Below are 23,877 nucleotides of genomic sequence, written 5' to 3'. Positions count from 1 at the left end.
TTCATTGGAGATCCCATGATCGACGCAACACACGTTCCAGCCGCCGAGGTATCGAACTCGGCAGCTTCACTTCGCGGCATTACCGTCGAATATCCTCGTCCCGGAGCGGGTGGATCCGTTAAGGCTCTCGATGATGTCAATTTCACCGTTAAGGAGGGAGAGCTGCTCGTGCTGGTTGGTCGTAGCGGGTCGGGGAAAACAACGGCTCTCAATGTTCTTGCCGGGCTCGTTGAGCCGACGTCTGGAGAGTGTCAGGTGCTGGATGCGGAACCGGTCAGAGCACGTTCCCGTATGTCGTACATGTTCGCCCGCGACGGCCTGCTGCCCTGGCGTACGGCAGTTCAAAACGTTGAGTTCGCTCTGGAAGTTCGAGGCACACCAAAGGGTGAGAGAACAGAAATTTCCCGGCATTTTCTCGGTATGGTCGGTTTGAGCGACCGGATGCAGAATTACCCAGCTCAGATGTCCCACGGACAACGACAACGAGTTGCGCTGGCACGCACCTGGGCAACGTCACCAGAGGTGCTGTTGATGGACGAGCCTTTCGCGGCACTGGATACCGACACACGTGAGGTTCTGCAGGCGGAGTTTGTCCGCATGTGGCAGCAGGACCGACGGAGCGTCGCGTTTGTCACCCATGACCTCAATGAGGCGGTAATTCTCGCAGATCGCATTCTGGTGTTCGCTCATGCGAAGATCGTCGAAGAGTTCGAAGTTTCGTTGCCTCGCCCCAGGGACTTATTGGAGTTGAGCGCTTCGTCGGAAGGTCGCAGTTTGATCCGGTCCGTTCGCGACTGCATTGCGGCGTCGTGACCAAATCGCTGGGTAAACAGCCGTGTTTTGCGACCGATAACGGCATGCTCGCCCCTCGGCCCACCCTGACGGGCAGCCGACACGCGGTGTCGGCTGGTCATTATCTTGCCGCGTCAGCGGGGTTCGCGGTTCTGGAGGCAGGTGGAAATGCGGTCGACGCCGGAGTCGCGGCGGGAATCGCATTATCCGTGGTCCATGCAGACGAGGTCAATTTTGCCGGAGTAGCACCTATAATGATACGGACCTCAGATGGCACCGTAGTTACTATCGACGGACTTGGACACTGGCCTACGTCCGCACCCGTCGACTTGATGACGCGCCTTGCGGAGGGCAAGTACGCCGACGGCATCGGCCTCACTGTCGTGCCTGGTGCGCCGAGTTCTTGGCTGACCGCTCTGCGCGACTTCGGCACAATGACCTTCGCGCAGGTGTCGGAATCGGCGATTTCGCTGGCACTCGAAGGCTTCGCCGTTTTTCCGTTCTTGGCCGATGAGATTTCGAAGCACCAACAGGACTATGCGAAGTATCCATCCAGCGCTGCAATCTATCTCCCGGCAGGCGTACCGCCTGCGGTCGGAGACCGATTTGTCCAGACCGAGCTTGCCTGGACGATCCAGCATATGGTTGACGCTGAGGACGCCGTGAGCGGAGACCGGATCGCTGGTATCGAAGCTGCGCGCAATGCATTCTACGTCGGCGAGATTGCGGACCGGGTCGTCGCATTTCACGAAGCGAACGGGTCGTACCTCAGTCGAACGGACCTGAGACAGTATCGAAGCCGCTACGAAGACCCCGTGCAGGTTAGGTGGCGTGATTTCACGATTTACACATGTGGTCCGTGGTCTCAGGGTCCCGTACTTGGGCAGGCCTTGCGTATGCTGGAACTTCTCGGTCTCGGGGACGCGGCGCACAATTCGGTGGAGTACGTGCACGTCGTCACCGAGGTACTCAAGCTGGCCTTCGCGGATCGCGAAAAATACTATGGCGACCCGTTGTTCGTCGATGTCCCCACGGCGTGGCTTTTGTCCGATGAGTATCTCCGCACCCGTATTGCTACAATCGACGGGTCGCGTTCGTCCGGTGGCCTCGCGCCTGAGGTAGTGTCCGGTCATGTGCCTGAGTGCGCGACCGGCACACGTACGACACTGCCTCCCGACACCTCCTACGTCAGCGTCATCGACAGATGGGGAAACAGTTTCTCCGCTACCCCGTCCGATGCTTCATGGCCAGGACCGGTGGTACCGGGGACTGGAGTCGTTGTGTCGGTGCGCGGAATACAGTCGCGGCCGGACGCAGCACACCCGGCGGGTATGGCACCTGGCAAGCGCCCTCGCCTGACTCCAAATCCAGCGATGGCGGTGCGAGACGACGGGTCGGTCTTTTCTTTCGGGTGTCCCGGTGGCGATATGCAAGTGCAGGCGATGCTCCAAGTTTTCTTAAATGCGTTTCATTTCGGGATGGACATTCAGGATGCGATTACCTCACCTCGCTTCTCGACCTGGAGTTTCCCGAACTCGTTCGCGCCGTTCGAGTACCTCCCCAATCGAGTAGCTCTAGAAGCTGAGAGATTTCCCGACGGAGTGCTTACGGGTCTCGAGAAACTTGGACACGAGGTCGAGCAGTGGCCGGCATTCACGCGTCAAGCCGCAGCAGTAGAAGTCGTCTTCGACGACAAGTCATCGGGGTTTATTCGAGCAGGGGCTGATCCGAGGCAGCCGGCTTACGCCATGGTTCGCTGACCCAGGGGAACGGTACAACCGCGCATCCAGTCCATGACAGAGTGCGGGCGGCGTGAGACCTCGCTTCGAGTTGTACCTGTCCGCGTCCGGTTAGGTGGTGCGAAATTTCTGCGTTGCACACTATAAGTAGTGTGAATTTTCCTTTGTCGTAGCGTTTGTGCTGGGAAACGCGTATTCGTGGGCCCGGTACTCACGCTGGAAGCTACTGCTCCCTACCGTTCGCACACGCTGTAGTTGTCTCGTCGGCTCACGTACAAGCGGTCCCGAGGATTTCACGCCGCGTCCTCGTTCATGCTTGGCCTCTATCAACCTCTCGTGTACACCTTCGAATGCCCACCTCGCATTCGGTGTCCAAACTCCGTCTCGGTGTGTCAATGACCATGAGAAAGTGCCTCTGGTGGCCAGATAGAAGTCGCGACGCCGTCTTCGTCGTGCCTAGAAGGAACTTTTCGAACCTGTCTCGAACGCACCAAGTCGTCAAGGCCCGACAGCACGTGTCGATACCTGGGCTGCAGACACGTTCGTAAGTCCTGTTTCTGGCTGTGTGGATGCATCGGGGCTCGCTTCCGCTCTCTGGTCCGACATCATCTGTAACAGCGCATCGGTGCACTTCATAGAACCTCGCGGTCCAACGACTCCTAGCGCCACGCTGTGACCCGATGACAAAAGAGATGCAATTTTTCTGCAACCTCGTCTGACTGACCACGAGTCGGGATATATGACTCGGAAAGCTAACCCGTCACCACTGGGGGTCTTACGCCATGACGACATATTGCCGAGGGCGCATCTTGCCAAGAAGTGTGCGTGCAATGACAAGTCTTCGACGCCGCCTTGGAGTCAAACTATGACCTGGGACTCGTTCCGAAGGAAGGTCAGACGTGACATTGCAAGCAGCAGTTCTGTGGGAAGCCGGTCGGACGTGGGAGATCGAGGACTTGGTACTCGACGACCCGAAGCGCGGTGAAGTCAAGGTCGAGTTGGCGGCGTCGGGACTGTGCCACTCGGACGAGCACGTACGCGACGGCAGCGTGCCGGTCGGCCTCCTGCCCTTCATCGGTGGGCACGAAGGCGCCGGGGTCGTCACCGAGATCGGCGACGGCGTCGAAAGCGTGACTGTCGGCGACCACGTCGCGCTGGGCTTCATCCCCGCCTGTGGCCGGTGCCGCGCTTGCGCCAACGGGCAGTCCAGCATCTGCGACCTCGGAGCTCACCTCCTCGAGGGGTACCAGGTGTCCGACGGCACCGCTCGCCACCACGTGCGCGGCCAGGATGCAGGCATCCAGTGTCTGCTCGGCACCTTTGCGCCACAGACCGTCGTGAACGAGGCCTCTTGCGTCAAGATCACCGACGACATTCCTCTCGACAAGGCGGCACTGGTCGGGTGCGGTGTCACCACCGGCTGGGGATCCGCCGTGTACGCGGCGGGAGTGTCCGCCGGAGAGACCGTCGTTATACTGGGCATGGGCGGCGTCGGCTGCGGCGCGGTGCAAGGGGCGGCCCTCGCCGGGGCGCGCCACGTCATCGTCGTCGACCCTTCGCCGTTCAAGCGTGAACAAGCCAAGATCTTCGGCGCCACACATACTGCGGCAAGCATCGACGAGGCGCTGCCTCTGGTCTCCGACCTCACGTGGGGCTCGTTGGCCGACAAGGTACTCATCACCATCGACGTCGCGAGCGGCGCGATCATCGCGCCGGCCATGAGTCTGGTTGCTAAAGGTGGTGTGTGCGTCAATGTTTCGGTCGGCGACATTACTCAGACCGACGTCTCGCTGAGCCTGTTCGACCTGACCGCGATGCGTAAGACTCTCAAGGGCGCGTGGTTCGGCAACGCGAACATTCGCTTCGACATTCCGCACCTGCTGCGCCTGTACATGGAGGGTCAGCTCAAGCTCGACGAAATGATCACGCGCACATACACACTCGACCAGGTAAACGACGGCTACGAAGCCATGCGCAACGCCGAGAACGTCCGCGGCCTCATCCTCTACTAGAAAAGGCGATCAGATATGACTGCAGTACTGAACGATCTGCCTACCGACACTGCCACACAGCTGTTCGTCGCAGGGCAGTGGACCGGGGCATCCGACGGCGGTACCTTCGCCGATCTGAATCCCACGACGGGCCGGCTGCTCACCGAGGTGGCGTCGGCGACCGCCGAGGACGTGGATGCAGCCGTCCGGGCAGCGCGCACTCAACTCGGTGGCGAGTGGGGGTCGACGCCAGGTGTCGTCCGCGGCAAGCTGTTGAACCGCATCGCAGACCTCATCGAGCGCGACGGCGATCTGCTCGCTCGGCTGGAAGCCCATGATGTCGGCAAGCCCGTCGGCCAGCCGGCGATGCTCGACATTCCCAACGCTGCAGCGACGTTCCGCTACTTCGCCGGCTGGGCCGACAAGATTCAGGGAACCACCATTCCGACGGCAGGCTACTTCGGCCGACCGACGCACTCCTACACCGTTCGTGAGCCGGTCGGCGTCATCGGTGCGATCATTCCGTGGAACACCCCGCTGATGATCGCAGCGTGGAAGTTGGCCCCTGCCTTGGCAGCCGGGAACACCCTGGTCGTGAAGCCGCCGGAGGATGCGCCGCTGTCGATTCTGCACCTGGCGCGTCTGATCGACGAGGCGGGCGTTCCCGCAGGCGTCGTCAATGTCGTTCCCGGGTTGGGCGAGGTGACCGGCGACGCCCTCGTCGGGCATCCCGATGTCGACAAGATCAGTTTCACCGGAAGTCCGCGAATAGGTCGACTCATTGCGAAGAAGGCTGCGGACACGTTCAAGCGAACGACCCTCGAACTCGGTGGCAAGTCGCCGCAGATCATCCTCGCGGACGCCGACCTCGAAGCCGCGATCAACGGCACCGCCATGGGCCTCTTCTTCAACCAGGGGCAGGTATGTGCCGCCGGCACCCGTGTCCTGGTTCATCGTTCGCTGTATTCACAGGTGGTCGACGGCCTGTCGGCTGCCGCTGCAGCACAGGTTCTCGGCGACCCGTTCGACCCTGCCACCACGATGGGCGCACTGGTCAACGCCAAGCAACGCGATACCGTGCTGGGCTACATCGAGCACGGTAAGGCGGGCGGAGCCCGAGTAGCTGCCGGTGGCGGTGCACCCGACCGTGACGGCTTCTTCGTGGAACCGACGATCTTCGCCGACGCGCACAACGACATGAAGATCGCGCAGGAGGAGATTTTCGGCCCGGTGGGAACCGTCATCCCCTTCGACACACCGGAGGAGGCGATTTCCATCGCCAACGCCACCGATTACGGCTTGGCTGCATCGATCTGGACTCGTGACGTGACGCATGCACACTCCCTGGCCGGACAGGTTCGATCCGGTGCGGTGTGGGTGAACGGCTGGGCCGCAATCGATCCCGCGCTCCCGTGGGGCGGCATGAAGACCAGTGGCACAGGTCGGGAGCTCGGTTGGGCGGGCATCGAAGCCAACACCGAAGAAAAGGTCGTCACCGTAGTTCTATGACCGAGTGAGTGGGATACGAACCAGCAGAACGTATCCCACTCACCGTCCTTCGGATTTACAAGACCGTTACCGGCAGCGGCTGTATCCGTAACTCGATCCAGGCACCTTTTATTCAACGTTCGTAGAACCAAACATGGAGGAAACTCATGACGACCGGCTATATCTGGCACGAGCTCTACGGGTGGAGTGACACCGGAAGCGGGGGACTGTTCCCGGCGGACCCGGGCGTCGGTCTGCAGCCCATTTCGCACCACGTGGCCCATCCGGACACCAAGCGGCGAATCCACGAACTCATCGTGGTTTCGGGCCTCATCGACGACCTGGAGCGCCTGACGCCGCGTCATGCAACCGAGGACGAGCTCCTTCGCGTGCACACTCGGCAGCACGTGGATCGCATCAAGAGCGAGAGCGAACAGGCCAAGGGCGGCGACGCAGGCGACGGCATCTCGCCGTTCGGCAAGGGCGGCTACGAGATCGCGACGCTCGCCGCCGGCGGTGTCATCGAGATGGTCGAAGCGGTGGTCACGGGCAAGGTCGACAACGGCTATGCCCTTGTGCACCCGTGCGGGCACCATGCCCCGGCCGGCACAGGTATGGGCTTCTGCATGTTCAACAACGGTGCGGTGGCCGTCGCGCATGCTCGTGAAGTGTTGGGCCTGCAGAAAGTGGCTGTCATCGACTGGGATGTGCACCACGGCAACGGTGCTCAGGACATTTTTGCCGACGACCCGTCGGTGTTGACGGTCTCGGTTCACCAGGATCGATGCTTCCCGCCCAACTCCGGATTCGTGACCGAACGCGGCGAGGGTGCCGGCTTCGGTTACAACATCAACGTTCCGCTTCCGCCGGGCACCGGCGACGACGGTTACCTCCACGCCATCGAACAAGTCGTGGTTCCCGCGTTGCGCGCGTTCGAACCCGAGTTGATCGTCGTCGCCTCGGGCATGGACCCCAATGCGATGGACCCACTCGCTCGAATGCTGGTCACGAGCAAGGGGTTCAAGGCGATGACCGAACGCGTCATGGCTGTTGCGGAAGAGGTATGCAGCGGCAAGGTGGTGCTGGTTCAGGAGGGTGGCTACAGTCCCCACTACGTCCCGTTCTGCGCTTTCGCATGTGTGGAGGCGCTCGCGGGAGTCGAACGGATGGCGGACCCTTACTACCCGGTCGTCGGCGGTTTCGGCGGCAAGGAACTGCAGGCGCATCAGAAGGACGCCATCGAGATCTCCGCAGCGCTCGTGGGAGACCTTTGACCGGGTTGTTCGGCTCGACAGTCGGCCAGCTAGGTTTGTCACATGCCCAAGCTGGTCGATCACGACGAACGTAGACGCGCAATAGCGGCTGCAACGTGGCGGCTGATCGCGGCGAAAGGCATCGATGCGGCGAACATGCGCGACATCGCGGCCGAAGCCGGCTATACCAACGGAGCTCTGAGTCATTACTTCTCGGGCAAGGACGACATTCTCCGCACGTCGTTCGAGTTGATCTTCGAGGCCACCAACACGCGCATCGCGGCGGCCATGGGAGAGGCGAAAGGGCTTGCTGCACTGCGTATCTTCTGCCTGGAGGTCATGCCCACCACGTCGGAGACGCTACTCGAGGCTCGAATTGCCGCCTCGTTGTGGCAACGCGCCATGTACGACGGGCACATGGAGGACATCAATCGCCGCGCGCTCGGCCTCTGGCGTGATCGTATGGCCTGCTACATCGAGGAAGCCCGTGATCTGGGGGAGGTCGGCGACGTCGATGTCGCGCTCGCCGTCGAGCAGCTTCTGAACATGATGATGGGGATGCAGATACTCGGGGTGCTCACCCCCCACGAGACGTCGTCCTACCGTCAGCTCGCGATGGTGGACGGATTTCTCGCGTCCCTGCGCGGCTGACGGCGAAATCTTCGGTTTCACAAGACTTTCGAATCGGGTGCGCACGAAATCTCTCGTGTGTAGTCTGCATCGCATCTTCGTTATTCAACAATCGTAGAATCAAGAATTCGAGGACCTCATGCCTACTCTCAGTCCCACTCGGGTCGACCACCCACTGGCACTTGCAACCGCCGACGAGATCGCCGAGATCCGCTCTGTTCTGGACGACGAAGGCCTACTCACCCGCGACACCCGTTTCGTCTATGTGGGTCTGGAGGAGCCGTCCAAGGCCGATCTCTATACCGAGGCACCGGCTGTGGATCGGCGCTTTCGCATTCTTCTTCACAACGCCACCTCGCCCGACGCCCGAGACGTCGTCGTGTCCGTCACGACACGCACGGTACTGACCTCGGTCACGCTCGACGCTGTCCGTGACGGCCAGATGCCGGTACTGGACGAAGAATTCGAACTCGTCGAGACCGTGCTGGCCACCGACCCGCAATGGTTGGAGGCGCTGGCCCGCCGCGGACTCGACGTGGCCGACGTGCGTGTCGCGCCCCTCTCGGCCGGTGTGTTCGACTACCCGGGCGAGGAAGGCCGACGTATTCTCCGCGGTCTCGCCTTTCGCCAGGACCACCCGAAAGATCATGCCTGGGCGCATCCCATCGACGGGCTCGTGGCCTTCGTCGACGTGATGAACAGGACGGTCGACAAGGTCGTCGACATGGGTGTCGTGCCGATCCCGGAAGAGTCGGGGAACTTCGACGACCCGGCTGTCACCGGGCCACTACGCACCACACAGAAGCCGATCGAGATCACCCAGCCGGACGGCCCGAGCTTCACCGTCGACGGCAACCTCGTCGATTGGGAGAAGTGGTCCTTCCGTGTGGGTTTCGACGCCCGAGAGGGTCTGGTGCTGCACCAGATCGGATTTTCCGACGCCGGCGTGGTGCGGCCGATCATCCACCGCGCATCCATTGCGGAAATGGTCGTTCCGTACGGTGATCCGTCGCCGGTTCGGTCCTGGCAGAACTACTTCGACACCGGAGAATACCTCGTGGGCCGGTACGCGAATTCGCTGGAACTGGGCTGCGACTGCGTTGGCGACATCACCTATTTCGATGCCGTCATCGCCGACGAACTCGGTAACCCGAAGACCTTGACGAACGCGGTCTGCATGCACGAGGAAGATTTCGGGGTGCTGTGGAAGCACACCGACATCTGGACCGGATCGCAGGAAACCCGGCGTCAACGCCGATTGGTGATCTCGTTCTTCACCACCATCGGAAATTACGACTACGGCTTCTTCTGGTACCTGTACCTCGACGGGACGATCGAATTCGAGGTCAAGGCAACAGGTATCGTCTTCACCTCCGGTCATCCCGGCGGCGATTACCCGTACGCGTCCGAGATTGCGCCCGGTCTCGGGGCGCCGTGCCATCAACATCTGTTCAGCGCCCGTCTGGACATGATGCTCGACGGCGCCACCAACTCGGTCGAGGAGATCGACACGCGACGTGTGCAGATGGGTCCGAACAACCTGCACGGCAACGCTTTCGCGTTGCAGCGAACGCCACTCACGAGTGAGTCGGACGGCCAGCGTGTCGCGGACAACGCGGTGGGCCGAATCTGGCATGTCAGCAACCCGCATTCGCTGAACCGGCTGGGCAAGCCCGTCGGATATTCGCTACACCCCGAGGGACAACCGCTGTTGCTCGCCGCAGACGACTCTTCCATCGCCACACGTGCCGCGTTCGCCACCAAACACCTCTGGGTCACACGTTTCGACGAGAAAGAACGTTACGCCGCAGGCGATTTCGTCAACCAAAATCACGGCGGAGGCGGTCTACCAGCCTTCGTAGCAGGCAACCGCTCCATCGACGACGAAGACATCGTGCTGTGGCACACGTTCGGCCTCACACACTTTCCGCGTCCGGAGGACTGGCCGATCATGCCCGTCGACTACACCGGCTTCAAACTCAAGCCGGTCGGCTTCTTCGACCGCAACCCCACCCTCGATGTTCCGAGAACGGCGTCCTCCCATTGCGCGACGGGCGGCGCGTCCTGCCATGACGGCGGTCGAACCGATGTCTGACGCGACGACGACAAGCGCCCATTCCGTGCTCGAATTGCCGCGGCGGACACGTTCGACGGTATGAGCCCGTGGTGATGACGGTGTCGATGATCGCCGGCGTCGCAGGGGCGGTGGTCCTCGCGCTGGCAGGCGGCAAGGCGTCGAGGCCCGTCCGTGCGGCGCACCTGGTGATGGTGGTGGTCATGGTCGGCATGGTGATCGTGGAGATGGCCGTGTGGTGGTCCGTGTTGTCCGCTGCCGTACTGGCCCTCACGGCAATGAGCGTGACGCGAGAGGGCCAGGACCGGTGGGGCGGTATCGCCTGCGCGGTGGATCTCACCGCGATGGCGGCGTTGCTCCTGATGGTCCCCGCCCCACCCCGCGAAGTGAGTGGATTGCCCCATTCAAACCATGGTCGTGGCCATGGGCTCGGTCTCGAACCGCGGCTCGCGGCGGCGGTAATTCTCGTCGGCTGGCTAATTTTCACATTGCGGCACGAACGAACTGCTGGGCCGAGCGGAAAGGTTGCCACCGGCGGGGCGTTGGCGATGATCGTCGGAATGATTCCGATGGCGCTGTGACTCTCCGTGAAGTCGACGCCTCGCGGGCTGATGAGCTATCCCCCGCGTACCAAGAACTCCATGCGGTGCGCCGTGGCGCGCAGCGATGGTGCCGATGCTGTCGTTGTCGAACCAAGGAACGCGAATATCGCGGCGACTGCGCAGTGTGTGATTGCCGAGGTTGACGTCGATCAGGCGCTCCGCCTTGATCATCGACCTGGAACTCGGGATGTGATTGGCTTGCTATCGGACAGAACCAAAACAATCGAGTGCCGGCGCGAACGCATGGACACGCACGGCATCTCGAGTGACAGTATCGCCCAGTCGATAGCGTCCCCGCTGATTACAGCCCAAGTGCGTTGATTACGCTTGCATGGTCCCAGTACCGGTGCGTCTCGCTGATGCGACCATCGATCAGCCGGTGCACGTCACAGAACGGCACTGCCAACGCCTTGTTCGTGGCAGGTACGAGACCGTTTTCCGTGGGCATCGGACCCTTGTTCACACCACTCGAGGTGAATTGCGCGACGGCAAAGTCCTCACCGCTCAACACACTGATGTCGATCACTTGGCCGTCGGGAAACGGAACGTTCCAGTTGGTGTAGTTCTGCTCCATTCCTTCCGGACCCGTGAATGTTTCTCCGGAAGGGACGTTGGTCCACGTGGCGTCTGAGGTGAAAGCATCGACCCAAGCTGTCAGATCTCGGACGTTCCATGCGTTGTACAGCGCGCGGACCGCCTGTTCGTTGTTGTGCATTCTCGGTGTCTCCTGTCGGTGTGGTGTTTCGCATGTGCGCCGCGTCCGAACGGAACTGACGCTCGATGTAGCCGGGGCCATCTTGTACCGCCGGCTACATCGAGCGTCAGTTCGTGTCTTATCGGCTACCCCATGCTGTCGTACACGGTGGTTCCCTCGAAGACGGTACGGAGCACTCGAGTATCGCCTACTTCGGTAATTGGAATGTCGAAGATCGGACGGTCCAGAACGATCATGTCGGCCGACTTTCCCGGGGTGATCGAGCCGCGGGTTTCTGCGCGCCCGACCACCCGCGCTCCTTCGATAGTAAGAAGACGGATGGCGGTCTCGAGGTCGACAGAACTTTCGCCCTTGTCGAGCATCCCTTGCAGCGCCGGGAACAGATTCGGATCGGGTGTGATGATCCAGTCGGATCCGATCGTCATCGTCGTGCCTGACTCGAGAACCTTCCGGAATTGGTAGCCCTCCTGCAGGCCGAACTCCTCGATATGCCAAATTGCCGGCGACATTTCGGCGACGATGTTGTTGCGCCCGAACCGGGCGTAGTCGTCATCGTGGATGAACGTGCAGTGTGCGACCTCGTGCAGGGGCCCGTCTTCGCCGTTTCGAGCTCGAACCGATTCGAAGGCGTTCAATGCTGCGCGTACTGACCCCTCACCTGCACAATGGATCTTGACCGACAGACCTGCTGCGTCGAAACGGCCGATGACATCCGCGAGCTCCTGTGCTTCCACAACGATGTTCGATTCGTCGACGTTTCCGTGGGCGTCGAGATCTGCCTGTGTCATGTGGGGTGGGAGGGGCGCGCCATCGAGCCAGATCTTCACGAAGCGGGTATCGAGGTGCTTACTCGCGAACGCATCTCGGTTCGCGATCGACTCATCGAGCTCGGCCGCTGTCGCTTGACCGAAGGATTCTTCGCGCCAGACCAGGTGGGCGGCGATGTGAAGGTTCAATTGGTCCTCGTCTTCGAGCGTCTTCATAGCGGCAAGCGCGCGGGGTGACGCCGATGCCTCCTGAACTGACGTGATGCCGAAGCGGTGACATGTGTCGATTGCCCACCGAAGTGCTGCACGGTCTATTTCCGGTCGGTACTTGGGCATCGCGTTGGTGACGGGCCACGTGGCTTGTTCCACCAGCTCACCGGTGAGCTCAGTTGTACCGGGTCGGCGTATGAATTTCCCGCCGACCGGATCCGGTGTGGAGTCATCCAGACCGGCGATCTCGAGAGCTTTCGAATTCACCAGGGCGTGGTGAATGGTGTAGTCGTACAGAAAGACTGGCTGATCGGGAAAGACCTCGTCCAGAAAACGACGGTCCAACTCGCCGTCCTCGAACGCAGCCGGTAGAAACTCACCTCCGACAAGCCACTGCTGTTCTGTCGCATCTACCAAGCTTGCGCATTGGCAGTGTTCGAGGTCGTGTGCGATTTGCTTCGCGCCCGCGTTCGGGGTGAGTCGCGCCTCGAAGTTGAACTTCAACCCACTGAACAGTAGATGTGTATGCGCATCGTGGAGTCCAGGTATGACGGTGAGGCCCCCGAGGTCGATGAATTCGGTTTCTGGCGGAGCGGCGTTTCGAATGTCATCATCGGTTCCGACGACGGAGAAGGTGCCTCCGTCCACCAAGACCGCGGTGGCATGAGGTCGATCGACATCGACGGTGTGGATCGTGCAATTGACGTATGCAGTCGCCATGATTCGCTTTCCCGGGCATAAAGACCTGCGGCACCTAGCTCGCGCGTTGCACGACGGGGCCAGTGCTAGCAATAGTCGATGACAATGTCCGCGTGCTCTGTTCCGCAACGCGGCAGTCCTAGCCTAGTCAAGTACCGACAAACAGGACATAGGGAAATGCGCAGTCAAACTTGTCGAGAAACGCCATCTTGAATACATCGATCCGACTCGTTTCACCTGGCGCGAACGGCTGCTACAGCTCATGTCGCTGACGGCGAGTCACCTGTTGCTCGTGTGCCGCTCAGCGTTGCCAACCCCTGTGCCCGACCACCACAGCAACTGTGCGTGATCTCGCGATCAACCTGCGCGATAGGCGCGTGGTGACATGCCGTACGTCTCTTTGAACAATCTCGAAAAATTCGAGTAATCGACCAGACCGTGACGCGCACAGATGGATCCAATGCTGTGCATGGCGTACCGAGGATCGCGCAGATCGCGATGACACAAGTCGAGTCGTCGAGAGCGGATCCAACCTGCGACCGTCCGGCCATCCGATTCGAACAGCTTTTGCAGATAGCGCGTCGAAATATGTAGGTGCGCAGCGATGCACGCCGTGGAGAGCGAGGGATCGGACAGATGTGATTCGATGTGAGCTTTCGCCTCGATCAGCAAAGTCGACCCTAGAGCCTCGCGCGGCACTGCGTCGTCGAGAGCAGCACCGAGAAGATCGAGTACAGCGTGTTCGAGCATCGGCGTGGTGGGCAGACTGCCGTCGAGAGCGTTGCGGCGCAGTGTCTGCAGAAACGGAGAAACCAACGCCCCCACTCCCCGGGCACCCGCGAAGCGCCGTGCCGTCGCGGTCATCAACTCACGGGAATCGATGCGAAGCGAGTTACGCGGAAGCATCACCACAAACATCTCGAAGTCCCCAACAAAGTGCAGATCGTATGGGGCACTGGTGTCGTACACGGCGAAATCGCCCGGACGCAGCACGGCCTCGCGTTCGTTCTGGACGATCGTGCCGCACCCCGACAGTTGCAGACCGACCTTGATCGATCCGGGGTCGGACTTCCGAATTGTCGCGCGAGTGCGCCTGACGTCGACCTCTCGACCGGTCACCTCACTTAGTTGTAAAGCCCCCAGCGTTGACGACACGAGCGTTCCCTCGAACGACGATGGCCCGGTGGACACAGCGTCGAGCGGCACGAACGCCGTCGAGACGTTCTCGCGCCACTGTTCGAAATCCTGCGCCACCGGGCTCATCTCATACGGTCGGGCGGTTGTCGATCAGACGGCGGGCTTTACCGATGGAACGCTCCAACGAAGCCGGCGGCACTACTGTGACGTTCACGCTGACGCCGATACGGTCCTTGACCAGCTTCTTCAGGGTCGTTTCGGCGACACCGTGGCTACCGGGGTCAGCGTCGGGACGGGCTTCGACGAGAACGGTCATCGAGTCCATGCGACCCGCGCGCTCCAAAACGCATTGGAACTGCGGCGCCAACGCCGGGACTGCGAGAATGAGCTCTTCGATCTGGGTGGGGAACAGGTTGACCCCGCGCAGGATGATCATGTCGTCGGTGCGGCCGGTGACTTTCTGCATGCGTCGCATCGTGCGGGCGGTGCCAGGGAGTAGCCGAGTGAGGTCGCGGGTGCGGTAGCGGATGATCGGCATCGCTTCCTTGGAAAGCGACGTGAAGACCAGCTCGCCTTCTTCGCCGTCGGGTAGGACTTCGCCGGTGACCGGGTCGATGACTTCCGGGTAGAAATGGTCTTCCCAGATGTGCAGCCCGTCTTTGGTTTCGACGCATTCCATGGCCACGCCGGGCCCCATGACCTCGGACAGCCCGTAGATGTCGACGGCGTCCATGTCGAGGGTCTTCTCGATCTCTTTGCGCATCTCCTCGGTCCACGGCTCGGCGCCGAAGACTCCGGTTTTCAGCGAGGTCCGTGCGGGGTCGATGCCTTTCTTCACCATGGCGTCGACGATCGTCAGCATGTACGACGGTGTCACCATGATGGCGTCGGGTTGGAAGTCCTCGATGAGTTGAATCTGACGATCGGTCATTCCGCCGGACATCGGAATGACGGTGCAGCCCAGTCGTTCCGCGCCGTAGTGAGCACCGAGTCCGCCGGTGAACAGTCCGTAACCGTAGGCCACGTGTACCTTGTCCGAGGGCTTCACGCCGCCTGCCCGCAGGCTGCGGGCGATGAGGTCGGCCCAGTTGCTGATGTCGTTCGCCGTATATCCGACCACGGTGGGTCGGCCGGTGGTGCCCGACGATGCATGGATTCGCGAGACCTGATCCTGCGGCACGGCGAACATGCCGAACGGGTAGTTCTCGCGCAGGTCGCTCTTGGACGTGAACGGGAATTTGGCGAGGTCCGAAAGGTCTTTCAGGTCGGAGGGGTGAACTCCCGCGTCGTCGAATGCTTTCCGGTAGTGGGGCACGTTGTCGTACGCGTGTTTCAGTGACCACTGCAGGCGTTCGAGTTGCAGCGTCGAGATTCTGTCCCGTGACGCGAATTCGATGTCGGGTGTGTCGATGGGAGCGGACAGCACACTGGTCATTATGGTCTCCGGGTGTCAGGCGTCGAAGTCGACGGTCACGGTGTCGCTGAGGGGGAATGTCTGGCAGGTGAGAACGAAACCGGCGGCGACCTCGTTCTCCTCTAGCGCGTAGTTGCGGCGCATGTCCACATCGCCGCACGTCACCTTCGCGCGGCATGTACCGCACACGCCGCCCTTGCAGGCAAACGGAAGGTCGGAACGCAGTTGCTCTCCGGAATCGAGTATCGATTCGTCCCGGGGGAGTGTTCCGGTGACGCTGCGGCCGTCGAGGACGATGGTGACTTCGCTGCTGGGCCCGGTAACTCCTGGTTCGCGGTGCTTCTCCTGGGGCGGGGGAACATCGTCGACGTAGAACAGCTCGGCATGTATGCGCGCTTTGTCGATACCGAGGTCGCCGAGCACCTGCTGGGCGTCGGTGACCATGCCGAACGGGCCGCACAGCCAGAAGTGGTCGATGTCCGGCGTTGGGACGACAGTGTCCAAAATGTCCCGGAGTCGTTCGGCATCGAGTCTGCCGCTGAACAGTTGTACTTCGCGGGGTTCGCGAGAGAGCACGTGAATGACGTCGAATCGGCTGCCGTACTGGTCCTTGAGGTCGGCGATCTCTTCGGCGAACATCACCGATCTGGTTCGCCTGTTCCCGTACAGCAGAACGACCTCCGCGTCGGGGTTCCCGAGAACCGACGCGGCGATGGACAGCATCGGTGTGATGCCCGATCCGGCCGCGATGAGGACGTGGCGTCCCCCTGCTGCAGGGTCGGCGTGAAAGTTACCGGTGGGTCCCTGGACGTCGATCTTGTCGCCGGCTTTGACCTGGTGCACGAGCCAGGATGAAAAGAGTCCGTCGGTGACTTCGCGGACTCCGACTCGTGGACGTGCGCCTGCTGGCGCACAGATGGAGTAAGAGCGGCGATGCTCGACGCCGTCGACGGTCCGGCTGAGCATCAGAGATTGGCCGGGGCGGAAGTCGAACTCGTCGCTGAGGTGTTCGGGAACGTCGAAGGTGACTGCGACGGCGTCGTCGCAGAGCGATTCGACGTCAGCGACCGTCAGGCTGTGGAAGGGCTTGTTCCGTGCATTCGGTGTTACCGGCTCGGCGGTGACGGTCATCAGATTTCCTTCACGTGGTCGAAGGGTTCGAGGCAGTCGTCGCATCGGTACTGGGCTTTGCAGAGGGTCGCGCCGAACTCGGAGGTCAGTCGGGTGTTCATCGATCCGCACTGTGGGCACGCGAGTTGACGCGGCTTGACGGTCAGGGTGAGCGGAACGGGGCCCGACGCCCGCGCAGGGGCAGGGCCCGGCACAGAGTAGCCGGTCTCACGAAGTTTGCGGCGACCTTCGTCGGAGATCCAGTCCGAACTCCAGGCCGGAGTGAGGCTGGTGATTATCTCGACGTTCTCGAAGCCGTGGTCGGTCAGTTTGTGGGTGATGTCGTCGCGCATGGTCGCCATGGCTGGGCAACCGGAATAAGTTGGGGTGATGGTGACGCGGACGCTGCCATTCTCGCGCACCTCTACCTCACGCAGTACCCCGAGGTCGTCGAGCGTGAGCAGTGGCATTTCGGGGTCCATGACGGACGCGGCGATTTCGCGTGCGGTTCGTGCGAAGGTGGTCACCAGACTCCCTCCGGATGGGCGCGAGCGACGACCTGCATTTCTGCGATCAGCGGACCGAACGATTCGGTGTGGATTCCGCGCCGGCCGCCGCGGCCACCGATGGTGCCGACGGCCTTGCCTTCCGGTGCGTGCAGTTCTGCAGCGTGAAGTACCTGCGTCAGAACGGAATCGAACTCCTCGCGCACATCCCGCGGGTCGACGGCGACGCCGACGCGTGCGAGCACGATCTCCTCGTCGGTGGGTATGAAGAGTTCGGAGACGTAGGGCCACACGTGTGCGATGGCGTCACGCACACGCCTGATCGACTCGTCGGTCCCGCAGCCCAGGGTGACGACCCAGCGTGCCGCGTAGTCGCGGTGGTAGGTCAGCTCTTTGATTCCCTTTTCCGCGACAGCTGCAAGAACTGGATCGCGCGATGTGCGCAGGCGTGCGAAGATCGCCAGCCGCCACGTCGAGAAGACCAGAAGTCGAACCTGGGATTTCGCGAAATCGCCGTTGTCCAGCTCGGTCAGCCGGACGTTCCGGAATGTTGCCTCGTCGCGGAAGAATGCCAGTGCATCTTCCGAGGGGACGGGGGAGGTGTCCGAAATGAACGGCACCACCGAAGGGTTCGCCGCTGCCGCCCGCGCCAGAAGTAATCGCGCCTGGCCGAGTAGGTCGAGGCCGACGTTCGCCAGCGCTACTTCTTCTTCGAGTTCCGGTGCGCGAGTGCTCCACTGCGCGAGACGCTGGGCGCTGATCAACGCATCGTCGCCGAGCATCAAGCAGTACGCGGCAAGCGCCTCGAGATCGACGTCGTCGGGGACAGTGGTGTCGACGCCGGCGAGCGGATCGTCGAAGCTCGTCCCGAAAGCCCACTGCCCGTGCGAATCTTCGTCGACCAAGCCTTCGTAGGCGTTGTCGTGATCGGTCATGGTGGTCTCAGTCCTCAAGAAGTCGGGTTCCTACATGTGGGGGACGTTGTCGGGGATCTCGTAGAACGTCGGGTGCCGGTAAACCTTGTCGCCACTGGGAGAGAAGAACGGGTCCTTCTCCGACGGTGACGATGCGACGATCGAGTTGGACGGAACCACCCAGATGCTGACGCCTTCGTTGCGGCGGGTGTAGACATCGCGAGCATGGCGCAACGCCATATGGTCGTCGGCTGCGTGGAGCGACCCGACGTGCACGTGATTCAGACCGCGCTTGCCGCGCAGAAAGACCTCGTACAGTGGCCAATCCGCTTTGACCGATTCACGTTTTGGCTCGACGGGGACGTCTTCGGTGGGGACTGCTCCGTGGCCGCCTTCTGCGGTCAGTTCGGTCATGATGCGTTCCTTGCTGCGAAGGCCGTCGCTGCGTCGCGAACCCATGCGCCGTTCTCATGCGCCGCGCGGCGATTGGCTATCCGCTCGATGTTGGAGGCGCCATTGCCCTTGATCACCTGCATGAATTCACTCCAGTCAGGTTCACCGAAGTCGTGCGACTTCCGTTCCTCGTTCCACTTCAGGTCGGGATCGGGGAACGTCACTCCGAGCGCCTCGGCCTGGGGGATCGACATGTCGACGAATCGTTGGCGTAGTTCGTCGTTTGTATGGCGCTTTATGCCCCACTTCATGGACTGCTCGGTGTTGGGACTTTCGTCATCTGGCGGGCCGAACATCATCAACGCCGGCCACCACCATCGATTTACTGATTCCTGGACCATGGCGCGTTGCTCGTCGGTGCCGCGCATCATCGTCGAGAGCAACTCGTAACCCTGACGCTGATGGAAGGACTCTTCTTTGCAGACGCGGATCATCGCGCGGGCGTACGGGCCGAAACTACTGCGGCACAACGGAACCTGGTTACAGATCGCCGCACCGTCGACGAGCCACCCGATGGTGCCGACGTCGGCGTAGGTCAACGTCGGATAGTTGAAGATCGACGAGTACTTCTGCTTGCCTTCGATGAGCTTGACCGTCAGGTCGGCGCGATCGGCTCCGAGCGTCTCGGCCGCCGAGTAGAGGTACAGGCCGTGACCTGCCTCGTCCTGCACCTTGGCCATCAGGATCGCCTTGCGACGCAGCGACGGCGCGCGGGTGAGCCAATTGCCCTCCGGCTGCATCCCGATGATCTCGGAGTGTGCATGCTGGGCGATCTGGCGGATCAGCGTCTTGCGATAGCCATCCGGCATCCAATCGCGAGGCTCTACACGCTGTTCGTGGTCGATGGTGGCGTCGAAGTCTTCCTGAAGTGCGTCGACATTCAGGGCGTTTGACGTGGTCATGAGTCCTACTTTCATTACCGAATGATCGGTCGAAAATCAGTATGCACCGAAGTGATGTGATGCACAAGTGGGGCTAGTGTCACCAGGGCTGAAACGGCCCGTGTGGCCCGTTCTGTGTAACTCGCCTGCTTCCGATCAGCGGCCGGTGAAAACCGGCTTCCGCTTCGCCAGGAACGCATCGACCGCAGCTTTGTGATCGGATGTCCGACCGAGATGCTTCTGGGCGCCCAGTTCGCGATCCAAAGCGTCGTCCAGACCGAGCGCCGACGCCCGGACGAGCTTTTTGACCTCACGAAACGCCTCGGTCGGTCCATCGGCGAGCTGTCGGGCGAGCGCAAGGGCAGTGTCGCGAACTTCGTCATCGGGCACGACCCGGTGTACCAGGCCCCACATGTGTGCCTGTTCTGCGGTGATCTTGTCGCCGAGCAGCATGAGCGCGCCTGCCCGAGAGCTTCCGAGGGCTTCCACCAACGAATAGCTCAGACCCGAGTCGCTGGCCAGCCCGATGCCGGTGAAGGCCGTCGCGAAGGAGCTCCTGGTGCCGGCCACCCGAATATCGCCGGCCAGCGCAATGCCGAGCCCTGCACCGACGCACGCACCCGGCACTGCGACGACCACCGGCACGACAAGACTCGTCAGGGCGCGGATCAGGGGGTTGTAATGGATGCCGACGGTGTCCATCGCGGTCGATGGGTCGGCTTCGAGCGCGCTCACGTGCTCGCCGAGATCCTGGCCGACGCAAAAGTTCTTGCCCTCGGCGGTGATGAGTACCGCCCGAACATCGGTGTTCGCTGCCGTCCGGTCTACTGCCTCCTGGAAGGAGCGTTTTGTTGCAACGTCGAGCGCGTTGTGTGCGTCGGGCCGTGCAAGGGCAATCGTTGCGAGTCCGTCGGATACGTCCAGTCGTACCGTCATCTGACCTCCCAGTCGTGAAATCCCCTACCTGATTTTCGTCCGAGTTCCCCGCGGGCGACCTTGTCGCGAAGCAGCTGCGGCGGTGCGAAGCGGTCGCCGAGCGTCGATGCGAGGTGCTCGGCGATGGCGAGCCGGACGTCGAGGCCGACGAGGTCCGTCGACCGCAGCGGTCCCATCGGATGCTTGTAGCCGAGTTCCATCGCACGGTCGATGGAGTCGGCATCGGCGACACCTTCTTCGAGCATGCGAATCGCCTCGAGGCCCAGGCAGACGCCAAGGCGGCTCGTTGCGAAGCCGGGGGAGTCGTTGACGAGTACCTCGGTCTTGCCGAGCAGCGACACCCAACCGCGAACCTGTTCGACGACGACTGTCGATGTCGCCGGAGCGCGCACGATTTCCACCAGCGTCGAGGCCGGGACGGGGTTGAAGAAGTGCATGCCGATGAACCGGCTCGGATCAGCCAGGGCTGCGCCGAGTTCAGCGATCGAGATGGAGCTGGTGTTCGATGCGATCACGGTGTCGCCGGAGACCGTCTTGTCGATCAGCGCGAGCACGTCGACCTTGAGCGAGGGGATTTCCGGGACGGCTTCGACGACGAGGTCGAGAGCGGGAGGAAGGTCGGCGGGTCCCGCGACCGTGGACACGCGGGCGAGGATCTCGCCCGGATCGGTGGAAAGCTTTCCGCGTTCGTGGGCGCGCTCGAGACCGGAGAATACGCGGTTCAGCGCGGCGTCCTGATCCGCGGACTCTGCGATGGTGACGCTGGATCCTAGTGCTGCGAACACCTGCGCAATACCTGCACCCATGCGGCCGCCGCCGACGACGCCTACGGACTGGGGAACTGTCATTTTCGCTTCTCCAAGAATGCCGTCATGCGGCGTTGTTTGTCTTCGGTCTCGAACAGCACGGCTTGGGCGATATCGTCGGCCCAGGGATGCGAACCGGGCGCATCGAGAATCTTCTTGGTCAACCTCAACGCCAAGGGAGCTTGCCGGACTATCCGATCGGCCAATGCATGCGCCGCGGAGAGAGGGTCGTCGGTGATGTCCATGACCAGGCCGGCGCTAAGGGCGGCGTCGGCATCGAGCAGACGGCCTGCCAGGAGAACCTGCTTGGCGACGGACACACCCACCAGCTCGGGAAGCCGGTAGCTCGCGCCCGCTGCTGCCATGATCCCCAGTCCGGGTTCTGGGTTGCCGAATACTGCAGTGTCGGATGCGATTCGAATGTCGCAGGCGTAAGACAATTCGGCGCCGCCGCCCAGGGCGTAACCACGGATCGCCGCAATGGTCGGCAACGGAAGTGCCGCGATGCGGTCGAAAAGATTCCGGTTGATGCCACGCAGTGCGTCGTCCCGCGTTCGTTCGCGAAGCTGGTTGATGTCGGCGCCCCCCGCGAAGTGGTCTCCCTGGCCAGTCAGAATCAACACGCGAGGGTCTTGTTCGACGAGCGCGCATACCTCGTGGAGTTCCGAGATCATCGCCGCATCGATTGCGTTGCGCTGTTTCTCCCGCGCGAGGGTTACCACAACGCGGTCGACGAGTTCTTCGATGACGAGCGTGGTCACGGTGCCTCGATCAGCATCGACACGCCCTGTCCGACGCCGACACACAGTGTGGCAAGCCCTCTCGATGCCTTCTCGCGTTCCATGCGGCCCAGGAGCGTCAACAGAATTCGAGCGCCGGACGCTCCCAGCGGGTGGCCGAGGGCGATGGCCCCGCCGTCGGCGTTGACCTTCGCATCATCCAGCTTCAGCTGCCGGATGACGCCGAGGGACTGGGCGGCGAAAGCTTCGTTCAGTTCGATGGCGTCGAGATCGTCGACGCTCCAGCCGGCGCGAGCAAGCGCCTTCTGCGTCGACGGAACGGGCCCGAGGCCCATGACGTTGGGGGCGATGCCTGCACTCGCGCTGGTCACGATACGGCCCCGGACCTCGAGTCCGTACTTGTTCACGGCTTCCTCGCTGGCGACGACCAAGGCGGCGGCGCCATCGGTGAACGGTGACGACGTCCCCGCGGTGACTATGCCGTCCTTCTTGAAGACGGTCTTCAGCTTGCCCAGCTTCTCCAAGGTGGTCCCGCGACGAGGGGTCTCGTCCTCGGCGACTTCGCCGTTTTTCGTTGCGACGGGCACGATTTCGTCGACGAACCGACCGGCGTCCTGTGCTGCGATCGCGCGTTCCTGGCTACGTAGCGCGAAGGCGTCGCTCTCGTCGCGGGTGATGCCTTCGCTGAGGGCAACCTCTTCTGCGGTTTCGCCCATCGACAGGGTGATCTTTCGGACGTCGGGCCCGGAGCCTGTGGCTACCGCGGCGTCGTACGCGGCGAACGTCGGGTTGGTGAAACGCCACCCCAGCGCAGTATCGAAGATCTCACCGGGTTTGGCCCACGCGGTACCAGGCTTGGCCAGTACCCAGGGGGCGCGTGTCATCGATTCCACGCCGCCGGCGACGATGATGTCGGCTTCTCCGCTGCGAATTGTCGAGGCAGCGTTCGCGACCGCGGTCAGTCCGCTCGCGCACAGCCGATTGACCGTGTAACCGGGGACCGAATCGGGCAGGCCCGCGAGCAGAACTGCCATGCGCGCTACGTCTCGGTTGTCCTCCCCGGCCTGATTCGCGGCACCGAGGATCACCTCGTCGATCTTGTCGGCAGGAACGCCGGCCCGGCGAACCGCCTCGGCGACCACTATGCCGGCGAGGTCGTCTGGCCTGACCGTCGCAAGTGCGCCGCCGTAACGCCCCTGCGGGGTTCGTGCGCCTGCAACCAGAAAAACTTCGCCCACTGCTCTGCTCCTTTGCCGGGTTATTCTTCATTAATAACCGAACATTCGGTCGTCGCGCAAGGGTTGATTGCCTCGAAGCCGCCTTCTGTGTCCGCGCCTGGGAGGATGGAACGCATGACAACCGCACGTGCCCCACGTAGAACCGGACTGCCTGGGCGGCCCGGGTACGACCTCGATTCCCTTCTGGCCGTGGCCGTGAAGGTCTTCAACGACAAGGGTTACGACGGCACGTCGATGGAGGTACTGGCAAAGAGGCTCGGCATCACGAAGTCCTCGATCTATCACCACGTATCGGGTAAGTCGGAGCTGTTGGAACTGGCTTTGGCGCGAGCGCTCAATGCGCTGTTCGCTGTGACGACCGAGGACAAGGCCGCGCAAGGTCGATATATCGATCGTCTCGAATACCTGGTGAGACGGAGCGTCGAGATCCTCGTCGCCGAGTTGCCCTATGTCACGTTGCTTCTGCGCGTGCGAGGAAACACTGATGTCGAACGACGGGCGCTGACTCGGCGCCGCGAGTTCGATTCCTTCGTCTCGGGCCTGGTCGTCGCCGCCGCGAAGGAGGGCGATCTACGCGCCGACATCGACCCTGCCCTGGTTGCCCGTCTGCTGTTCGGAACCGTCAACTCGCTCATCGAGTGGTATCGGCCGCGCACAGGCGGATCCGTCGGGGATCTCGCCGACGCCGTCGTCGCCTTGACGTTCGACGGCCTGCGGCAGGCCTGAGCAGCACTCGAACGGCCCAGCCTTGACATCCGTCCAGCCGAGCGCGAAGGTATTTA

At 62.1% G+C, this 23,877-nt stretch carries 22 protein-coding genes; 9 read left to right on the top strand and 13 right to left on the bottom strand.

Going from position 1 to position 23,877, the window contains the following annotated elements; all coding sequences use genetic code 11:
• Positions 1 to 15: 15 nt before the first annotated feature.
• From HQ354_RS14835 to HQ354_RS14800, 8 genes are all read left to right on the top strand, one after another.
• Positions 16 to 813 (top strand): ABC transporter ATP-binding protein, encoded by a 798-nt coding sequence (locus HQ354_RS14835; protein ID WP_222635053.1) that lies wholly within the window; start codon positions 16 to 18, stop codon positions 811 to 813.
• Complete coding sequence (locus HQ354_RS14830) at positions 810 to 2,552, top strand: gamma-glutamyltransferase family protein (RefSeq protein ID WP_222635054.1); 1,743 nt, start codon at positions 810 to 812, stop codon at positions 2,550 to 2,552. The genes HQ354_RS14835 and HQ354_RS14830 overlap by 4 nt, the downstream gene beginning before the upstream one ends.
• An 878-nt stretch (positions 2,553 to 3,430) precedes the next feature.
• Entirely contained in the window at positions 3,431 to 4,543 is a 1,113-nt protein-coding gene (locus tag HQ354_RS14825; RefSeq protein WP_222635055.1) for an NDMA-dependent alcohol dehydrogenase, read from the top strand.
• Between the two features lie 15 nt (positions 4,544 to 4,558).
• A complete protein-coding gene (gene styD, locus HQ354_RS14820) occupies positions 4,559 to 6,031 on the top strand; it encodes a phenylacetaldehyde dehydrogenase StyD (RefSeq protein WP_222635056.1) in 1,473 nt (490 codons plus the stop codon).
• Between the two features lie 146 nt (positions 6,032 to 6,177).
• Positions 6,178 to 7,284, top strand: a complete 1,107-nt coding sequence (locus HQ354_RS14815; RefSeq protein WP_222635057.1) for a class II histone deacetylase — start codon at positions 6,178 to 6,180, stop codon at positions 7,282 to 7,284.
• 42 nt (positions 7,285 to 7,326) lie between these two features.
• On the top strand, positions 7,327 to 7,914 hold the full coding sequence (locus HQ354_RS14810) for a TetR/AcrR family transcriptional regulator (RefSeq protein WP_222635058.1): 588 nt from the start codon (positions 7,327 to 7,329) through the stop codon (positions 7,912 to 7,914).
• A gap of 118 nt (positions 7,915 to 8,032) precedes the next feature.
• A complete protein-coding gene (locus HQ354_RS14805) occupies positions 8,033 to 9,988 on the top strand; it encodes a primary-amine oxidase (RefSeq protein ID WP_222635059.1) in 1,956 nt (651 codons plus the stop codon).
• Positions 9,989 to 10,056: 68 nt separating this feature from the next.
• A complete protein-coding gene (locus HQ354_RS14800; protein ID WP_222635060.1) occupies positions 10,057 to 10,548 on the top strand; it encodes a hypothetical protein in 492 nt (163 codons plus the stop codon).
• Between the two features lie 322 nt (positions 10,549 to 10,870).
• Here the strand turns inward: HQ354_RS14800 and HQ354_RS14795 are convergent, their stop codons facing one another.
• The 13 genes from HQ354_RS14795 to HQ354_RS14735 all read right to left on the bottom strand — a co-directional run bounded on the left by HQ354_RS14795 (position 10,871) and on the right by HQ354_RS14735 (position 23,095).
• Complete coding sequence (locus tag HQ354_RS14795; RefSeq protein ID WP_222635061.1) at positions 10,871 to 11,284, bottom strand: nuclear transport factor 2 family protein; 414 nt, start codon at positions 11,282 to 11,284, stop codon at positions 10,871 to 10,873.
• Between the two features lie 125 nt (positions 11,285 to 11,409).
• Positions 11,410 to 12,981: an amidohydrolase gene (locus HQ354_RS14790; RefSeq protein ID WP_222635062.1), complete on the bottom strand. Its 1,572-nt coding sequence runs from the start codon at positions 12,979 to 12,981 to the stop codon at positions 11,410 to 11,412.
• A 336-nt stretch (positions 12,982 to 13,317) separates the two neighbouring features.
• Positions 13,318 to 14,223 carry a helix-turn-helix domain-containing protein gene (locus tag HQ354_RS14785; protein WP_222635063.1) on the bottom strand — a complete coding sequence of 302 codons (906 nt, stop codon included), beginning with the start codon at positions 14,221 to 14,223 and terminating at the stop codon, positions 13,318 to 13,320.
• A 1-nt stretch (position 14,224) separates the two neighbouring features.
• Complete coding sequence (gene paaK, locus HQ354_RS14780) at positions 14,225 to 15,532, bottom strand: phenylacetate--CoA ligase PaaK (RefSeq protein WP_222635064.1); 1,308 nt, start codon at positions 15,530 to 15,532, stop codon at positions 14,225 to 14,227.
• Between the two features lie 15 nt (positions 15,533 to 15,547).
• Positions 15,548 to 16,642 carry a 1,2-phenylacetyl-CoA epoxidase subunit PaaE gene (gene paaE / locus HQ354_RS14775; RefSeq protein WP_222635065.1) on the bottom strand — a complete coding sequence of 365 codons (1,095 nt, stop codon included), beginning with the start codon at positions 16,640 to 16,642 and terminating at the stop codon, positions 15,548 to 15,550.
• The gene (gene paaD / locus HQ354_RS14770; protein ID WP_222635066.1) at positions 16,642 to 17,148 is read right to left on the bottom strand and encodes a 1,2-phenylacetyl-CoA epoxidase subunit PaaD; all 507 of its coding nucleotides are present in this window, start codon (positions 17,146 to 17,148) and stop codon (positions 16,642 to 16,644) included. Before paaD ends, paaE begins: the two co-directional genes overlap by 1 nt.
• Positions 17,145 to 18,062, bottom strand: a complete 918-nt coding sequence (paaC, locus tag HQ354_RS14765) for a 1,2-phenylacetyl-CoA epoxidase subunit PaaC (RefSeq protein WP_222635067.1) — start codon at positions 18,060 to 18,062, stop codon at positions 17,145 to 17,147. Before paaC ends, paaD begins: the two co-directional genes overlap by 4 nt.
• Before the next feature lie 30 nt (positions 18,063 to 18,092).
• Entirely contained in the window at positions 18,093 to 18,455 is a 363-nt protein-coding gene (gene paaB / locus HQ354_RS14760; RefSeq protein ID WP_261768797.1) for a 1,2-phenylacetyl-CoA epoxidase subunit PaaB, read from the bottom strand.
• Positions 18,452 to 19,396, bottom strand: a complete 945-nt coding sequence (gene paaA / locus HQ354_RS14755) for a 1,2-phenylacetyl-CoA epoxidase subunit PaaA (RefSeq protein ID WP_222635068.1) — start codon at positions 19,394 to 19,396, stop codon at positions 18,452 to 18,454. The genes paaB and paaA overlap by 4 nt, the downstream gene beginning before the upstream one ends.
• Before the next feature lie 135 nt (positions 19,397 to 19,531).
• Positions 19,532 to 20,311, bottom strand: coding sequence for an enoyl-CoA hydratase-related protein (locus HQ354_RS14750; protein WP_222635069.1), 780 nt, complete (start codon positions 20,309 to 20,311; stop codon positions 19,532 to 19,534).
• Positions 20,308 to 21,159: a 3-hydroxyacyl-CoA dehydrogenase family protein gene (locus HQ354_RS14745; protein WP_222635070.1), complete on the bottom strand. Its 852-nt coding sequence runs from the start codon at positions 21,157 to 21,159 to the stop codon at positions 20,308 to 20,310. Before HQ354_RS14745 ends, HQ354_RS14750 begins: the two co-directional genes overlap by 4 nt.
• Positions 21,156 to 21,878 (bottom strand): enoyl-CoA hydratase/isomerase family protein, encoded by a 723-nt coding sequence (locus tag HQ354_RS14740; RefSeq protein WP_222635071.1) that lies wholly within the window; start codon positions 21,876 to 21,878, stop codon positions 21,156 to 21,158. Before HQ354_RS14740 ends, HQ354_RS14745 begins: the two co-directional genes overlap by 4 nt.
• Entirely contained in the window at positions 21,875 to 23,095 is a 1,221-nt protein-coding gene (locus HQ354_RS14735) for a thiolase family protein (RefSeq protein WP_222635072.1), read from the bottom strand. The genes HQ354_RS14740 and HQ354_RS14735 overlap by 4 nt, the downstream gene beginning before the upstream one ends.
• 114 nt (positions 23,096 to 23,209) lie before the next feature.
• Here HQ354_RS14735 and HQ354_RS14730 point away from each other — a divergent pair, with 114 nt between their 5' ends.
• Complete coding sequence (locus tag HQ354_RS14730; RefSeq protein ID WP_222635073.1) at positions 23,210 to 23,821, top strand: TetR/AcrR family transcriptional regulator; 612 nt, start codon at positions 23,210 to 23,212, stop codon at positions 23,819 to 23,821.
• Positions 23,822 to 23,877 lie beyond the last annotated feature (56 nt).

Source organism: Rhodococcus sp. BP-261 (genome assembly GCF_019835205.1).
GTDB classification, from domain to species: Bacteria; Actinomycetota; Actinomycetes; order Mycobacteriales; family Mycobacteriaceae; genus Rhodococcoides; species Rhodococcoides kyotonensis_B.
This window is presented reverse-complemented; position numbering and strand designations above follow the sequence as displayed.

Coding starts and splice junctions, on each gene's coding strand:
- HQ354_RS14835 (WP_222635053.1), top strand. CDS start 16: ATGATCGACGCAACACACGTTCCAGCCGCCGAGGTATCGAACTCGGCA.
- styD (WP_222635056.1), top strand. CDS start 4,559: ATGACTGCAGTACTGAACGATCTGCCTACCGACACTGCCACACAGCTG.
- HQ354_RS14815 (WP_222635057.1), top strand. CDS start 6,178: ATGACGACCGGCTATATCTGGCACGAGCTCTACGGGTGGAGTGACACC.
- HQ354_RS14810 (WP_222635058.1), top strand. CDS start 7,327: ATGCCCAAGCTGGTCGATCACGACGAACGTAGACGCGCAATAGCGGCT.
- HQ354_RS14805 (WP_222635059.1), top strand. CDS start 8,033: ATGCCTACTCTCAGTCCCACTCGGGTCGACCACCCACTGGCACTTGCA.
- HQ354_RS14795 (WP_222635061.1), bottom strand. CDS start 11,284: ATGCACAACAACGAACAGGCGGTCCGCGCGCTGTACAACGCATGGAAC.
- HQ354_RS14790 (WP_222635062.1), bottom strand. CDS start 12,981: ATGGCGACTGCATACGTCAATTGCACGATCCACACCGTCGATGTCGAT.
- HQ354_RS14785 (WP_222635063.1), bottom strand. CDS start 14,223: ATGAGCCCGGTGGCGCAGGATTTCGAACAGTGGCGCGAGAACGTCTCG.
- paaK (WP_222635064.1), bottom strand. CDS start 15,532: ATGACCAGTGTGCTGTCCGCTCCCATCGACACACCCGACATCGAATTC.
- paaE (WP_222635065.1), bottom strand. CDS start 16,642: ATGACCGTCACCGCCGAGCCGGTAACACCGAATGCACGGAACAAGCCC.
- paaC (WP_222635067.1), bottom strand. CDS start 18,062: ATGACCGATCACGACAACGCCTACGAAGGCTTGGTCGACGAAGATTCG.
- paaB (WP_261768797.1), bottom strand. CDS start 18,455: ATGACCGAACTGACCGCAGAAGGCGGCCACGGAGCAGTCCCCACCGAA.
- paaA (WP_222635068.1), bottom strand. CDS start 19,396: ATGACCACGTCAAACGCCCTGAATGTCGACGCACTTCAGGAAGACTTC.
- HQ354_RS14750 (WP_222635069.1), bottom strand. CDS start 20,311: ATGACGGTACGACTGGACGTATCCGACGGACTCGCAACGATTGCCCTT.
- HQ354_RS14745 (WP_222635070.1), bottom strand. CDS start 21,159: ATGACAGTTCCCCAGTCCGTAGGCGTCGTCGGCGGCGGCCGCATGGGT.
- HQ354_RS14730 (WP_222635073.1), top strand. CDS start 23,210: ATGACAACCGCACGTGCCCCACGTAGAACCGGACTGCCTGGGCGGCCC.